Here is a 17,793-nt window from a genome sequence, read left to right as displayed (position 1 = left end):
AAACAAACATGAAAAGACATTACAACTTAGCAAGCCAGGGTTCCGGCACCTCACCTACCCTATTGGCTGGCATTAACCGGCCAGTTGCCCGGTTTGCAAAAAGGATGACACTTGCAATGGCATCGCTATTTATTTTTAGTTCTGCACAAGTTTTTGCACAAACAGAACTATGCATACCAGCTCCGGATTATGTAGATGGCGATGGAATTACAAATGTAAATATAGGCAGCATAAATAATACTACCCGGTTAGAAACACCAAACTATGGCGACTACACATCGCAGGTTGTAAACCTGGGCCAGGGAGTTTCATATCCTATAAGTGTAACTATTGCTACCGGCTCCGGCTACAATGTTAAAGTATGGGTAGACTGGAATAATAATAACATTTTTGAAACAGGCGAGCAGGCTTTAACAGAAATAACCGAATCTACCATTACAGCAACAGTAACAGGAAATATAGCGGTACCTGCAACGGCTACGTTAGGTAATCACCATTTAAGAATAGGTATAACCCCAGATTATGCAGCTCCTGTTCTACCTTGTTATACCGGGTTTAATGCCGCTGCTTATGAAGATTATACAATTAACGTAACTACAACGCCCACTTGTTTTTTACCACGCAACCTTGCAGTAGTTAATGCCGGCCCGGGCACAATAAACTTAAGTTGGGCAGCACCGGCTAACGGTACTACAGCAACCGGATATGAGTATGCTATTACCACTACGGCTACGCCACCTGCAAGCGGTACCGCTGTTACGGCAACATCTGTTACCGGAATAACAGTACCATTGGATGTAACGGGATATATTTACGTTAGGTCAAACTGCGGAAACAACAACTATAGCGAATGGGTAGCCGCCAGTTTTTACAACGGCGTTTGTGTACCTACACCCGCATTAGTAAACGGGGAAGGCATTACTAATTTTACATTTGGTACTATTAATAATGAAACCCTTACTGAAGACGGTAACTATGGCAATTTTACAAATCTTGCAGCAAGTGTTGGGCAGGGTGTTACCAAAACATTTAGTGTAACCCTTAGTACAGGAACTTCTTACAGGGTAGGGATATGGGTAGACTGGAACAACGACCTTGATTTTGACGATGAAGGAGAACATGTATATGCCGGTACCTCTGCTAACAGAGCTGTAGATGTATTATCGGGCACAATAACCGTTCCTGCGAATGCTTCGCTCGGTGCCCATCGTTTAAGATTAGGTGGCGGCCTTACCTTTGGCCAGGAACTTGTACCCTGTTATACCGATTTTTTAGGAACATTTGAAGACTACACTATAAATGTTACAACACCCCCAAGCTGCTTTACACCGTTAAACCCTACGGGTGTTAGTGTAGCAGCAGGAGTTGCAAACATAAGCTGGACTGCGCCATCACTGGGCACTGCACCGGCAGGTTATGAGTATGCTGTTACAATAACCGCTACCCCTCCTGCTACCGGCACAGCTGTTACAGCTACAAATGCTAACAATGTTACTGTAACGGCAAATGCTGTTAACTATATACATGTAAGGACAAATTGTGGCGGTAACGACTATAGCGAATGGATGACAGCTACCTATTATAATGGGTACTGCACGCCGGAGCCGGGATATGTTGATGGCGATGGTATTACTAATTTTACAATTGGCACAATTAACAACACCGGCACTCCATCTTCGGTGCGTTATGAAAACTACACAGATCAGGTAGCGGCAATTGGGCAGGGAGTTAGTAAGCAGTTTAGCATTAGTTTTAATACTGCCAATAACGCTTACACTACAAAAATATGGGTAGACTGGAACAACGACCTTGATTTTGACGATGCAGGCGAAGAAGTTTACACCGGCACATCGGCCAGAACAGAGCGTGCACTATTAAATGGTTACATTACAGTACCGTTAACAGCAGCTTTAGGCAACCACCGTTTAAGGATAGGTGCCCTTCCTGCAGACCGCCAGGGTCCCGTGCCATGCTCTAATAATAATTATGGCGATTTTGAAGACTACACCCTAAATGTAATTGCACCGCCAAGCTGCTACGCACCTGCAAATTTTGCAGCAGTGTCTCAGGCATCAGGATTGGCCACTGTAAGCTGGACAGCCCCTGCATTAGGCACCGTTCCTGCAGGATATGAGTATGCCGTTACAGCTACCAGTGAAGCCCCGGCAACAGGTATTGTGACAACAGCAACCACCCTTAACAATTTAGCAATTACACCAAATGCCACGAATTACCTGCATGTAAGAACAAGTTGTGGAGGTAGCGATTTTAGCGAATGGTTAACCATATCCCTTTACAATGGTTATTGTATACCGGCGCCACAAACTGTAGATAATGATGGTATTACAAATGTTACCATAGGAAGTATAAATAATACAACTGCAGATCAGGAAGTTTATAGCGATTTTAGTGCGCAGGTTGTAAACATTGGTCAGGGAGTTACGCAACAATTCAGTGTAAGTTTGTTTACCAATACCCCATATAACGTAAAAATGTGGGCAGACTTAAACGATAACCTTATTTTTGAAGATAGCGAATTAATTTATAATGGCATCTCTCCGGAAGGTGTTACATCTGTAATAAGGAGCACTTTTACCATTCCGTTAACTGCACCGTTAGGCAACCACCGCTTAAGAATAGCAGGAACTCCAGGTAGTACCGAGGCTACACCGTGCGATATAATTTATTATGGCGCTTACGAAGACTATACTATTAATGTTACTGTACCACCCACTTGTTACACGCCACTTAGCCCGGCAGGAAACGTAATAGGATCTGGCAACGTTAACTTAAGCTGGACGGCACCTTTACTTGGCCATACTCCGGCAGGATATGAGTATGCCGTTACAACAAGTACTACATCTCCATCAGCAGGAACTCCTATAACAGCTACATCTGTTACAGGCTATGCTCTTGCAGCAGATGACACCTACTATTACCTGCATGTAAGAACAAATTGTGGCGATAACGACTTTAGCGAATGGGTAATTTCTGAAAGGTTTAAGTTTACACGTGGCGATATATGCAGCGATGCAATAAACCTTGGCACACGTACAAGCCCATTAGTAACAAGTACAGAAGGCGCAGCAGACGATTATGAGCCTACATGCGGCAGCGGCTCTGGCCCGGATATTTACTATTCTATAGAGGTGCCTAATGGTTACACTTTAACTATTGGCGTAACAGATGCCGGCTACGATTATGCGGGAGCCGCATTTTATGGCAGCTGTGCCAACCAGGTATCTTTATCATGTACCAGTGTGGGCAGCGAAAATCCAAATACAGTGTGGGAAAACATATCAGGGTCTTCTAAAACCGTATATTGGGTTCAGGATGGTTTTAACGGAACTTCGGGCGCATTTACTTTAGCGTGGTCATTAGCGCCTCCTGCTGCCTGCGACAGGCCAAGAGAACTTGATACGTTTGTAACATCGCTTACTACAACAAATGTAAGCTGGATGGTTCCTAACACAGGAGCACCGGCAGGTTACGAATATGCCGTAACAACATCTGAAACCCCACCGGAAAGTGGCACATATACTACAGAGACATCGGCTACGGGGGTTGCAGTAAGCCCTAATGTAGATAGCTTTTTACATGTACGTTCTGTTTGTGGAGAAGATGGAACCAGCATCTGGGTAACATTCCCGTTCTTTAGCGGATATTGCCTGCCTACAAATACAAACTCTACAGAATATTATATAAGCAGTATTAGTACCAGAGGTGCAGAAACAAACCTATCTAACACGAGTACCGGATTTAGCGCTTATTCTGATTTTACAGCTACACAGTCGCTGTCTACTTACGCGGGAGGCTCATTTGTAATAACTGCAACTACTCCTAATCCTTCAGATACTTACCTATACAATGTATGGATAGACTGGAATAGTAATTATGATTTTACAGACAATGGCGAAAGGGTAATTAACTCAGGCTATTTAACATCTCCGGCAACTCTTGCCAGTATAACGGTACCTTTAGGAACCCCTGTAGGATCTTACAGGATGAGAATACGTAATGCTCATTTAGGAGTCTTAAATTCTCCGTGCGGCGATCAGGGATACGGCGAAACAGAAGACTATACAATTAATATTGTTGCTACACCAAGCTGCTTCCCTCCATCTAACCCTGTTATAACAGTTGCTGATGCCGGCTATGCAAACCTTGGCTGGAGCCCTCCGCAATTAGGCGGTACACCTTCAGGTTACGAATATGTATTTAGCCCAACTGCTACTGCCCCAACCGGTAGCGGCACATTTACAGACACTTTCTTCGTGGGCGATGCAGAGTACGATCCGGCACAATCTGTTTATCTTTTTGTACGCAGTGTTTGTGGCGGTGGCGAATTTAGCAACTGGGTAGGTAATCAGATTCTTGGCACAGATAACCCTCAGCTTAACGCTAACAATGTAATTGTTTACAAAGATGGCAACGCAATAAACATAACGAGCGGCACTACTTTAATGACAGGTATTGCAGTTTATGATACACGCGGCAGGATGCTTTACAGCCAGGCAAACATTAATAGTACACAAACAACTGTTACAGATATGCCCATACAACAGCAGGTAATTATAGTAGAAGTTACTACTGCAAAAGGAAAAGTAACAAAAAGGATCGTTTTCTAATACCTTTTTTACTTTAAATATTATCATGAGCCCCACGCTATGCGTGGGGCTTTTGTATTTTTATAGCCTCTTATTTAAACAATTATAATTAGCACCCCATAAAACACTTAATTAATTAAGAGATTAACAAAAATATCCTTAACAGCCTTATGCATTAAGAAAAGTACTATTAATAACACATTAAATTTCATTACTTTAGGGCACAATCAACCAATAACCAATGAAAAAAAATTATTTTATCAATTTTAAAAAAATCTCAATCCTTACCACACTACCGGTTAATATGTTTAGGGCTACATACAAAATCCTGCTTTTAGCCCTGGCCCTGCTAAGCCCTTTATTTAGTAAAGCGCAATCTGGCGAAACCTGTGCCACGGCCATAAACCTTGCAACCCTTATAAGCCCCTACACATCCAGTACTACAAATGCAGGCAATAACGCATCGGCATCGTGCGGTGGTGGTACTTCTCCCGATTTATTCTATTACATATCTGTGCCCAATAACTATATACTCACAATAGGCCAGCCAACAGCAGGATATAACTTTGTTAATGCTACATTTTATGGCACATGCGATAATCAGACACAATTAAGGTGTACTAATTTTTCTACACAAAATGTTGTGTGGCAAAATTTAACCGGAACTGCACAAAACGTTTACTGGTTGCAGGATGGGCTTTCTGCCTCGGGGTCTTTTACCCTGCAATGGACACTATCGCCTCCGGCTACCTGCCCTACTCCCTTAAATGCAGAAGTTACTGTAAGTTCTCCTACAAATGCTGCAATAAACTGGCAGGTTCCTAATACCGGTACAATAAGCGGGTATGAGTATGCTGTTACCACAACAAATACTCCACCGGCAAGCGGCACTTTTACTGCACAATTAGCAGTACAGGATATAGCAATAACACCAGATGCCTATAATTACCTGCATGTACGCTCTGTATGCAGCGAGCAGGACGGCAATAGTGAGTGGGTAACTGTATCTTTTTATGGCGGATACTGCATACCATCAAACACGGCATCGTCAGCTTATTACATAAGCGGGATAACTACCGCAGGCGGCGAGACTAATATAAATAATACAGGCACGGGGTTTAGCGGATACACAGACTATTCTGCAAGCCATTCGGTTTCAAGTTATCCCGGAGGTTCATTTTCAATTACCGCGACCCATCCGTCCGGAACTTATTTATATGGGGTTTGGATAGACTGGAACACCGATTTTACTTTTTCGGAAAACGAGCGGTACATTTTTACAGGCGGGCTAAATTCTCCTGCTAACCTTGGTTCTATACCCATCCCGGCTAATGTTACGGCAGGGCAATACAGGATGAGGATACGCAACGCTTTTCAGGGCTCGCCCGAACCCTGCGGGGAACATTCATGGGGAGAGGCAGAAGATTACTCGGTTACTGTTATTGATGCTACCGGATGTTTTACCCCTTATGCCCTTTCTGTAACACTATCTGATTCGACACATGCTAACTTAAACTGGAGCGAGCCCATATTAGGCGCAGCACCCACGGGTTATGAATATGTTTTTACCACAGTACCCGGCCCACCCACAGGTAATGGCACCCCGGTTACAGATAACTTTACAAGCGATGAGCCCTACGACCCTGCACAATCGGCTTACTTTTATGTTCGCACCGTTTGTGGCGATGGGCAATACAGCGACTGGGTAACCTTTGAGGTTTTAGACGCTCATTCGCTACAATTTACCCCTAACACTATTATAGTTTTTAAAGAGCAAAGCACATTACAAATCACATCCGGAAATGCATTAATTACAGGGGTGGCTATTTATGATACAAGTGGCAGAAAACTTTACAGCCAGGCCAATATTAATAGTACTAAAACTGCCGTTACAGGCCTGCAACTACAACAGCAGGTAGTTATAGTAGAAGTTACAACTCCTAAAGGAAAAGTGATCAAAAGGATCGTTTTTTAATTTTAGGCTACCTTTTTACACAAATCCCCATGCCAATGCGTGGGGATTTTTGCATACTTTAAATAACAATCATTTGTTCATTACATCAAACCTGTATTTATGTTACATTTATACCCATGATAAATCAGGGATGGATAAATTAACCATCGTGCTTTAAATTTTATGCTTAAAAAATATAAATATTACCTATCGACCGTATTAGTTTTCTTTGCCCTTTTAATGGCAGGTAAGGCAAATGCGCAGGATAAAGAAATAACTCTGATTCAAAAAATAGAGCAAAACAACAAGTTGTACCAGGTAAATATTGACAAAGCTTTCGAGCAAATTGACGGTTTGGTTTATGAGGCTGTTAAGGCCGGCGATTCTTTATCTGAACTTGTTTTACTGGACAGGGTTTGCCGTTACTATTACAGCAAAAACGATGTTAATAAACTTATAGACTCTTCAGACAGGTTAAAGAACAAATCTGTTATTTATAAAAACAGTAATTATGAGGCAATGAGCCATGTATATATGGCAGAGGCATATTCTATTAATTTACTCACTAAAAATGCCCTTAAAGAATTAGACAAAGCCATGTATATTCTTGATGCAAATCAGGAGCCAAACGCAAAAACTTTTTACACAAAGTCTAACGTTTTAATTAGCCAGGCTAACATATACAATGACCAGAAAAACTATGATAAGGCAGTACAAAAAATTAAGCTGGCCGTTAAAAGTTTTCCCGGAAAAAAGGGGTCTGAATCCTACAACAGTTTTCAGTATGTAAATTATTCCAACCTTGGTGGTATATATGTTAACCTAAATATAGATTCTGCAGCTTACTATGCCTTAAAATCTGTTAAGCTTTCGCCCAAAGAACAGGGCGATGATAAAATAATGTCTCTTAATTACTATGTTTTAGGCAAAGGCCATCTTGCACACAAACGTACCGATGAGGCTTTGCAATATTTTTTAAAGTCGGATAAAATAACCAAAGAAAACGGAGAGTCGTCTAATACCGCAGATCTTTACCAAAACATAATTTCTATATATTCCGGCCGGGGAGATTCTTTAAAAGTAAAGGAATATAAAGATAAATTACAGGAGTATGAGTTGTTTGTATTAAAAAGTAAATACAATTCTTTACAGAAAGTTATCAGCAAAGAAATTGATGAAAAACCTGATGATAAAAACAATTTACTTTTTCTCTTGGGTAGCGCAGCGGTATTAATTATACTTATATTAATAGCAGTAATTATTTACCGAAAAAGAAGAACGCTAAAACAAAATGAGCCAAAAGATGATGTAATTAATAATAAAGAATATGAGCTGTTGTTAGAAATGATAAAGAAAGACGACTCCTCCTTTATATATACTTTTGAAAAAATTTATCCTGATTTTTCTAAAAAATTACTAAGCGCATGCCCGCAGCTGGTTCAGACGGAAATTGAGTTTTGTGCCCTGCTAAAAATGAAATTATCTACCAAACAAATTGCCCATCTAACCTTTATTGAGACACGTACCGTACAAAATAAAAAGCACCGCATTCGCAAAAAATTAAATTTACCTGCAGATATGGATATTTACCAATGGTTCGACACCTTGTAATTGTCGATTTTAAATTATTGACAATCAGTATAGAGTATGTAATAAGTACCTTATAAAACTGCAAAAGTAATATTTTGTGTAGTTTTTAATCTTTATAAATTTAACATTGTTTTTACATTTGATGAGTAAACGATTTTATTGTCATTATGAAAAAACTCTATAATTTAAAAGCGCCACGATTACTTAGTAGTGCCTTTACAAAAAAGCTTTTATTTACCGGTTTGTTATTGGTTATAAGTATAACATCTATTGCGCAAACTGCATACTGTGTACCCGCACCCACATCTGTAGATGGTATAGGGATTACCAATGTTACTATTGGCGCAATAAACAATACCACAACAGACGAAGAAGGTAACTATGGCAACTACACTGCACAAACGGTAACGGTGGGCCAAACTGTAGTGCAGCCTTTTAGTATTACCTTTAGTACGGGTTATGAGTACAATACCAAAATATGGATAGACTGGAACAATGATTTTGATTTTAATGATGCAGGCGAAGAAGTTTTTTCGGGAACCTCATCGTCAGATAACCCTGCAACAATTACAGGCACTTTTACAGTACCTGTAACAGCAAGCCTGGGCAACCATCGTTTAAGGATAGGTGGTGTTTACGGAGACACGGCAACTCCCTGTTACGATTTTTCATACGGCTCTTACGAAGATTATACTTTAGTAGTTACCACACCACCATCGTGCATTACGCCAACTAATGCGATAGGTACAACGACTGCGCCAGGCAGCGCAACTTTATCCTGGACGGCTCCTGCTATAGGCAATGCGCCCGAAGGTTACGAATATGTTGTAAGCACAAACAATGCTTTACCTACTGGCAGCGGCACACCCACTACTGCTACAACTGCAACAGCAAGTATAGATAACGGAGTGTTTTACTACCTGCATGTAAGGGCTAATTGTGGCGATGGAGATTACAGCCAATGGATAACATCTGAAAGGTTTATATATATCCTTGGGGATACCTGCAGTACCGCTCTAAACCTGCAAACATTAACCAGCCCTTATACCTCAAGTACTATTGGTGCTAACAACGATTATTCTAATTCATGCAACGATACCCGGGGAGCAGATATATTTTATGCTATCGAAGTACCACTGGGTTATGTATTAAACATTGAGCAAACAGATAGCGATTACGATTCTGTACACACTATTTTTTACGGCAACTGCAATACCGGTACTACCCTTGAATGTATTGGCTACGGAAATTCCGGTACGGTATGGGAAAACACAACCCTGGGTACACAAACTGTATACTGGGTTCAAACGGGCAATTTCGGCAGTACGGGTACATTTACATTAGATTGGTCTTTAACTGCGCCACCGGCATGTAACATACCCCGCAATGTTACCGGAACAATGACTTCGCTTACTACTGCAGATGTAAACTGGACACTTCCTGTTACAGGAAACCCAACAGGTTATGAATATGCAGTTACCCAAACCGAAACTCCTCCGGAATCTGGCACACTAATTACAGGTTTATCTGTCTCTGGTGTTACAACTGTAGCAAATGCCTATAATTATGTACATGTAAGAACTAATTGCGGTTCCGATGGTTTTAGCGATTGGGTTACTTATGCTTTTTACTCCGGCCACTGCATGCCTAACTCCTCGTTCCTTAATTTTTACAACATTATAAGCTTTAATACATCTGATAGTTCAGGAACAGATATTGCAAATAACACAGCGCAAACACAGGCTTACACAAATAATTTTAACACTATGGCTGTAAGCCAGTTGCCGGGCAATCATTTTGTTTATACGGCACAGGTAGACGATTTTACAAGCCTTGGAATATGGGTAGACTGGAATAACGACCTTGATTTTAGTGATGAAGGAGAGCTTGTAGCAAGTCATAGTTACCAAGGGGTAACAGAGATATATACAGGTACCATTACAATACCGGCGGCTACAGCACCGGGTAATTATAGAATGCGGGTACGTTCGCGCAATACAGTAGGCACTAACCCCTGCTCTACTTACGAGTATGGTACTGCACAGGATTACGCAGTTACTGTAGGCAACCCGCCGCTATGCTTTAACCCGGTTAATCTATCAGCTGTGGCATCAGCTCAGGGAACGGCCAATTTAAGCTGGGATGCAGAAAGCCTTGGCACTACTCCCGAAGGATATGAATATACCATTACAACAACTGCAACGGCTCCTGAATCCGGTACGTTTACAACTACAACAACAATTCAGGACTATCCGGGGTTAACAGTTGGTACTTACTACTACCTTCATGTAAGAACAAGCTGTGGCAATGGTAATTATAGCCAATGGGTAACTTCATTAAAATTCAGGTATTTTGAAGGCGACACCTGCGACACTGCCATAAACCTTGCTGCATTTACAAGCCCCTACACGCATACTACCGTAGGAGCTGCAAATGATTATACCCCCGCATGCGACAGTTTTGTATTTGCACCCGATCTATTTTACTATATAGAAGTACCTAACGGATATACTCTGGTGGCACAATTAGATTCGAGCGATTACAACTCTAATTACTCTCTGTTCTATGGTAATTGCATCAGCCAGACACCAATAGTATGCCTGCAATCGGGTGGGTTCCCGGTGCCCTGGGAAAATATTACCGGCAGTGCACAAAATGTTTACTGGGTTCAGGATGGCGGTAACAACAGTGAAGGCACATTTACAATTTCATGGCATTTACTACCTCCTGCCGCCTGCGACAAACCTCGAACATTAAATGCAAACCCAACATCAATTACAAGTGCAACCGTAAGTTGGGCTCTGCCTAATACAGGTGCCCCTGCCGGTTATGAATATGCAGTAACACAGTCTGCAACACCACCGGAAAGCGGAACCTTTACTAATGTAAGGTTAGCAACGGTTACTAATGTGGCTGCAAATGCAAACAATTACCTTCACGTTCGTAGTATTTGCGGCGAAGATGGTAATAGCGTTTGGGAAACAATAACATTCTTTAGCGGATATTGCATTCCCGAGAATACTCAGGAAGCTTACTATATTACAAGTGTAAGCACAAGCGGTGCCGAAACAAACTTTAGTAGTAATGATAATAGCTTTAATGCCTATACGGATTATACGGCACAGTATGCCGTAACAAGTTATCCGGGAGGTACGTTTAACATGCAGGCAACTGCGCCTGTGACAACAGATACTTATTTGTACAGCGTGTGGATAGACTGGAACAACAATTTTGATTTTACAGATGCTGGAGAAAGGGTTATAAGTACCGTAACCTTAGCATCGCCTGCAAACCTGGGTAGCATAACCATACCTGCACAAACACCATTAGGGTCTTACAGGATGCGTATAAGAAACTTATATACAGGATCTCCGGTAAACTCGTGTGGCCTTGGACTTGGGGAAGCAGAAGATTACATTATAAACATTGTAGCTACGCCTTCGTGCCTGCCACCCTTTAATCCATCTGTAACACCTACAGATGCAGGTTATGCAAATCTTAACTGGAATGCACCACAGCTTGGAGGAGCACCTACAGGATATGAGTATGTATTTAGCACCTCATCTACTCCCCCAACAGGTAGCGGTACACCAAGTGCCTCATTCTTTGTAGGCGATGCACCGTATGATCCTGCACAATCTGTATATCTTTTTGTTCGCAGCGTTTGTGGCGATGGCGATTACAGTACGTGGGCAACCATGAATATTCTTGGTGCAAATACTCCGCAACTTCTTTCTAACAGCATAATTGTATATAAAGAAACCGGAGGTATAACTATTACATCTGCCAATACTGTTATAACAGGTGTAACAATTTACGATACACGCGGCAGAAAACTATACTCTCAGTCAGATATAAATAATTCCAAAACAGAAATTACAGGCTTGCAGGTACAGCAGCAGGTACTTATTGTAGAGGTTACCACTACTGCCGGAAAAGTAAGTAAGCGAATTGTTTATTAGCATTTGTTGTTGTCATTTATTTGTAAATCCCCACGCCGTAGCGTGGGGATTTTTCGTTTATAGCAATCCCTTTGTCAGGGAATATAAAGTAAACATAACGCTGCAATCAGGATATCATACAAAATGTAATGTTTAAACTCCTTATGCAGGATCATGACAGTTAATACTTTACAAAACATTCAGTATAATGTCACAAATTTTCCGTGCTGTTTTTTTATTGCTGACATAACAATACAGACTTTTACGCCTGCGTATAATATTTAGCTATGAAACTACTTCTGCATTACCGGTGTATATTAAGCTAAAAAGAATGTGCACTATGTAAAAACACAACTGAATACCAATAAAAATTAACCATTAATACGATTGCCCATTACAAAAACTATGAAAAGAAAACATCAAATTACACAACTTTTATCGCAGGGCAGTACCTCAAAACTGCCACGCAACAATTACAGTGCGCCGCACCGGGCTGTACATTTTATTACCCATAATATGGTTGCCCTCTTTATAATGTTAACCGCCACTTACAGTTTTGCGCAGGAAACTGCATACTGTATACCTAATACAGGAAGCGTAGACGGGCAGGGTATAACAAATGTAACCATAGGCACCATTAACAACACAACAACTACAGAGGCTGGCAACTATGGCAATTTTAGCAGCCAGATTGTAAATGTTGGCCAGGGAACCGCACAGCCATTTAGCATAAGCCTTTTTACTTATGAAGGTTACAGCACAAAAATATGGGTAGACTGGAACAACAATTTTACTTTTGAAGACAGCGAACAGGTTTATGCTATTGTTTCGCCATATTCAACAAGGGCTACGCTAACCGGTACATTTACAGTACCATTAACTACTACACTTGGCAACCATCGCTTAAGGGTAGGTATAGTACCTGAATGGTTGGGTACTGCAACCCCATGTTTTACAGGAGACTGGGGCGCATTTGAAGATTACACAATAAACGTTACCCCTGCCCCAACATGTTTTTCTCCAACTGCTATAACAGGAGTCAATATTAATGCAGGTACTATTAATTTAAGCTGGACAGCACCCACCCAGGGCACTATACCTGCAGGTTACGAATATGCTGTTACTACAACCCAGGCCGCGCCCGCGAGCGGGACTACAGTTACCGGCACAGCTGTAACCGGTTTAACGGTTACACCAAATGCGGTGAACTACCTTCATGTAAGGACAAATTGCGGCAATGGCGATTACAGCCAGTGGACAACCTTACCGTTTTTTAACGGTGCATGTATACCGGCCCCCGGCGACGTAGATGGCCAGGGGATTACAAATGTAACCATTGGTACCATTAACAATACAACAAACCGCGAAGCAGGTAATTATGGCAACTATGCTGCACAGGTTGTAAACATCCAGCAGGGAGTTAACCAGCAATTTAGTGTTTCGCTTGCCACTTTTGTTCCCTACAACGTAAAAATTTGGGCAGACTGGAATGACGACCTTGATTTTAATGATGAAGGTGAACAAATTTACAGCGGCCTTTCGGCAGATGCAGGCAGTACCACATTATACGGAATATTTACCGTTCCTGTAACTGCAACATTAGGCAATCATCAGTTAAGAATTGGCGCTGTTCCCGGAGGTGGTGCAACACCATGTATAACGGGAGGTTATGGTACTTATGAAGATTATACTATAAATGTAACTACGCCACCTACATGTTACAGCCCGGACGATGTTAATGGTGTTGCTACAGCATCCGGGACTGCAAATTTAAGCTGGTCTGCTCCGGCACTTGGCGAAACACCCGCAGGCTATGAGTATGCTGTTACTACAAGTGCAACGCCACCTGCAACCGGCACCGCTACAACACAAACATCTGTAACAGGATACACAGGACTTATTGATAATACCTACTATTACCTACATGTAAGGTCTAATTGCGGTAATAACGATTTTAGCCAATGGGTAGTTTCATACAAATTCAGATATCTGCAAGGGGATATTTGCAGTACTGCTGTAGATCTTGCTTCTCTTACAAGCCCGTACTCATTTAGTACAGAGGGAGCTGAGAATAACCATGCCCCTACATGTGGGTTTGGCGCAGCAGCGGATGTTTTTTACTCAATAGAGGTACCTAACGGATATAGCCTTTCTATAGGCCTTACTGCCAGTAATTACGACTTTATAAGCTCGTTATTTTATGGTGGCTGTACCCAGGAAAACAGGACAGTAGTATTTTGTACAGATACCTTTAGCGAAGTACAATCTACAATTTGGGAAAATACTACCGGCAGTGCACAAACATTGTATTGGGTACAGGATGGTTACGAAACCTACTCTGGCACCTATACTATAAACTGGTCGTTAATACCACCTGTAACCTGCGATAAACCAACACAGGTTACAGCTACTGCCACCTCGCTTACAACAGCAAATATTAGCTGGGCAGTACCTAATACAGGTACGCCTAATGGTTACGAATATGCTGTTACAACAAATGAAATACATCCTGAAAGTGGTACATATACAACAGCACTATCTATAACAGGCATAGCCGTTACTCCTAACGTTAACAGTTACCTGCACGTACGGTCTGTATGTAGTGCCGAAGACGGAAACAGCGTTTGGGTAACATATCCGTTCTTTACAGGATACTGCGTACCTGTAAACACGGCATCTACAGAGTATTACATTACAGGGATAACCACTACAGGAGGCCAAACAAATTTTTCTTCTGCAAGCCCTGATTTTAGTGCTTATACTGACTACACGTCTCAATACACTGTAACCAGTTATCCGGGTGGGTCGTTTTCTATACAGGCTACTGCTCCAAACGCTACAGACACGTATTTATATACCGTTTGGATAGACTGGAACAATGACTACGATTTTGATGACGAGGGAGAAAGAATAATTGATACCGCATTATTACGATCGCCTGCTGCAATAGGCAATATCACTATCCCGGCAGGAACACCTGTGGGCAGCTACAGGATGAGGATACGCAATGCACGTAATGGCGCTCCTATTCCCGCTTGCGGCGAACAGGGATCGGGCGAGGCAGAAGACTACACCCTGAATGTAACAGATGCACCCAGCTGCTACCCTCCGTTTGGCCTGTCAGTAACTGCTGTAGATACTACAACTGCCGAACTTAGGTGGAGCCCGCCTCTATTAGGCGATGCACCTACGGGGTATGAGTATGTTTTTGGACCATCGGCTACGCTGCCCGCAGGCAACGGTACAACAACTACAGATTTTTTTATAGACGATGCCGCATATAACCCTGCACAGCCGGCTTACCTTTTTGTGCGCACTAACTGCGGCGCAGGCGAATACAGCACATGGGAAACCGTTTCCCTGTTAGGCACAAACACACCCGAACTGCTTGCTAACAGCGTGATAGTATATAAAGAAGCTAATGGCATAAACATAAAATCAGGTACTGTTTTAATGACAGGAATATCAATTCATGACATACAAGGCAGGGTGCTATACAGCCAGGCCGATATTAATAATACACATGCCGAAATTGCCGGCCTGCAATTGCAACAGCAGGTACTTATAGTAGAAGTTACTACTGTAAAAGGTAAAGTAAGCAAAAGGATCATTTTTTAATTTTGTGCAGAGAGTTTTCTCTGGAATCCCCACGCCGTGCGTGGGGATTTTTATTTGATGTAAAGGCTATTTCGCAACTCGCTAACTTTAACTATATTTGCCGATTAATACGTACCTTTACTGGTATGCCCCGCGTGAGCGATAGAGGCGGTATCCCCGTAGCGTAGCGAAGGGATAAAGCCGAAAGCGCGACGCCGGAATGTAATGGAGGTGGTACGCCCTAAAAAATTGATATACGAAGAAGATGAAGCATATTAGGAATTTTTGCATTATTGCACATATTGACCACGGAAAAAGTACCCTGGCCGACCGCCTGCTGGATGCCACACAAACGGTAACAAAGCGCGAAAGTCAGGCGCAGTTGCTTGACAACATGGACCTTGAGCGCGAACGTGGTATTACCATTAAGAGCCACGCCATACAAATGGAGTACACCTATAAAGGCGAAGAGTATATACTTAACCTTATAGATACCCCAGGCCACGTAGATTTCTCGTATGAGGTATCGCGTTCTATTGCGGCCTGCGAGGGTGCACTGCTTATTGTAGATGCTGCACAAAGCATACAGGCACAAACTATTAGTAACCTGTACCTTGCCTTAGAAAATGACCTGGAAATTATCCCGGTACTTAATAAAATAGATTTACCAAGCGCAAACCCGGAAGAGGTAAGCGATGATATTGTAGACCTTTTAGGCTGCAAGCTCGAAGATATTATACCTGCCAGCGGTAAAACCGGCCTTGGTGTAGAGGCTATACTTGCTGCTATTATTGAGCGTATCCCCGCACCAAAAGGCAACCCGGATGAGCCGTTACAGGCACTGATATTCGACTCGGTGTACAACCCGTTTCGTGGTATCGAGGTTATCTTCCGTGTTATTAACGGATCGATTACTAAAGGCCAGAAAATTAAATTTATGGCTACCGGCAATGAGTATTATGCTGACGAGATTGGTACGCTTAAACTTAACCAGGTACCCAAGCAAATTGTAGGTGCGGGTGATGTGGGTTACCTTATTTCGGGTATTAAAGAAGCTAAAGAGGTTAAGGTGGGTGATACCCTTACCGATGCCAAAAACCCTACCCAAAATATGGTAAGCGGTTTTGAAGATGTAAAACCAATGGTATTTGCCGGTATTTATCCGGTAGATACAGAGGATTATGAAGAGCTGCGCAACTCTATGGAGAAATTGCAGCTTAACGATGCCTCGCTGGTGTTTGCACCGGAGAGTTCGGCGGCACTGGGTTTTGGTTTCCGATGCGGGTTCTTAGGGATGCTGCACATGGAAATTATCCAGGAGCGTTTAGAGCGCGAGTTTGATATGACAGTTATTACTACGGTTCCCAACGTGTCGTACCTTGCCTTTACCAAAAAAGAGCCTGAAAAAGGCTTCATAGTTAACAACCCGAGCGACCTGCCTGAGCCGTCAAGACTGAGCCATGTAGAGGAGCCGTATATTAAAGCTACGATCATTACAAAGTCGGACTTTGTGGGTAACGTAATGGGTCTTTGTATAGAAAAGCGCGGTATTATTACCCACCAGACGTATCTTACTACAGAGCGTGTGGAGCTTAACTTTGACATGCCGCTTGCCGAGATCGTATTCGACTTTTACGACAGGCTTAAGACAGTTTCTAAAGGCTATGCTTCTTTCGATTATTCGCCTATAGGTATGCGTACCTCAAAACTTGTGCGCCTTGACATACTGTTAAATGCACAGCCGGTAGATGCACTGAGTGCACTAATTCACGAAGACAATGCCTACAACATAGGTAAAAAAATGTGCGAGAAGCTAAAAGAGCTTATACCGCGCCAGCAGTTTGATATTCCTATTCAGGCAGCGATTGGGGTAAAGGTTATTAGCCGTGAAACGGTTAAGGCATTACGTAAAGATGTTACCGCAAAATGTTATGGTGGAGATATATCGCGTAAGCGTAAACTTCTTGAAAAACAGAAAAAAGGTAAGAAACGTATGCGCCAGGTAGGTAATGTGGAAATTCCGCAGGAAGCCTTTATGGCGGTGTTGAAGCTGAATGATTAAATCTTAGATTTTTAGATATAAGATGATAGATAATGGATCCCG

The 17,793-nt window shown here is 42.2% G+C and carries 6 protein-coding genes; all 6 read left to right on the top strand.

Annotated features, from left to right (window positions below; translation table 11 throughout):
- The first annotated feature begins 8 nt into the window (after positions 1–8).
- Complete coding sequence (locus F565_RS0109350; RefSeq protein WP_020212961.1) at positions 9–4,628, top strand: GEVED domain-containing protein; 4,620 nt, start codon at positions 9–11, stop codon at positions 4,626–4,628.
- 220 nt (positions 4,629–4,848) lie between these two features.
- Positions 4,849–6,582, top strand: a complete 1,734-nt coding sequence (locus F565_RS0109345) for a GEVED domain-containing protein (RefSeq protein ID WP_020212960.1) — start codon at positions 4,849–4,851, stop codon at positions 6,580–6,582.
- 162 nt (positions 6,583–6,744) lie between these two features.
- On the top strand, positions 6,745–8,172 hold the full coding sequence (locus F565_RS0109340) for a LuxR C-terminal-related transcriptional regulator (RefSeq protein WP_020212959.1): 1,428 nt from the start codon (positions 6,745–6,747) through the stop codon (positions 8,170–8,172).
- Between the two features lie 146 nt (positions 8,173–8,318).
- Entirely contained in the window at positions 8,319–12,113 is a 3,795-nt protein-coding gene (locus F565_RS0109335; RefSeq protein WP_020212958.1) for a GEVED domain-containing protein, read from the top strand.
- A gap of 384 nt (positions 12,114–12,497) precedes the next feature.
- Positions 12,498–15,710 (top strand): GEVED domain-containing protein, encoded by a 3,213-nt coding sequence (locus tag F565_RS0109330; protein ID WP_020212957.1) that lies wholly within the window; start codon positions 12,498–12,500, stop codon positions 15,708–15,710.
- 244 nt (positions 15,711–15,954) lie between these two features.
- Entirely contained in the window at positions 15,955–17,751 is a 1,797-nt protein-coding gene (gene lepA, locus F565_RS0109325) for a translation elongation factor 4 (protein WP_020212956.1), read from the top strand.
- Positions 17,752–17,793: the final 42 nt, after the last annotated feature.

The organism is Flavobacterium rivuli WB 3.3-2 = DSM 21788 (assembly GCF_000378485.1).
Taxonomy (GTDB): domain Bacteria; phylum Bacteroidota; class Bacteroidia; order Flavobacteriales; family Flavobacteriaceae; genus Flavobacterium; species Flavobacterium rivuli.
This window is presented reverse-complemented; position numbering and strand designations above follow the sequence as displayed.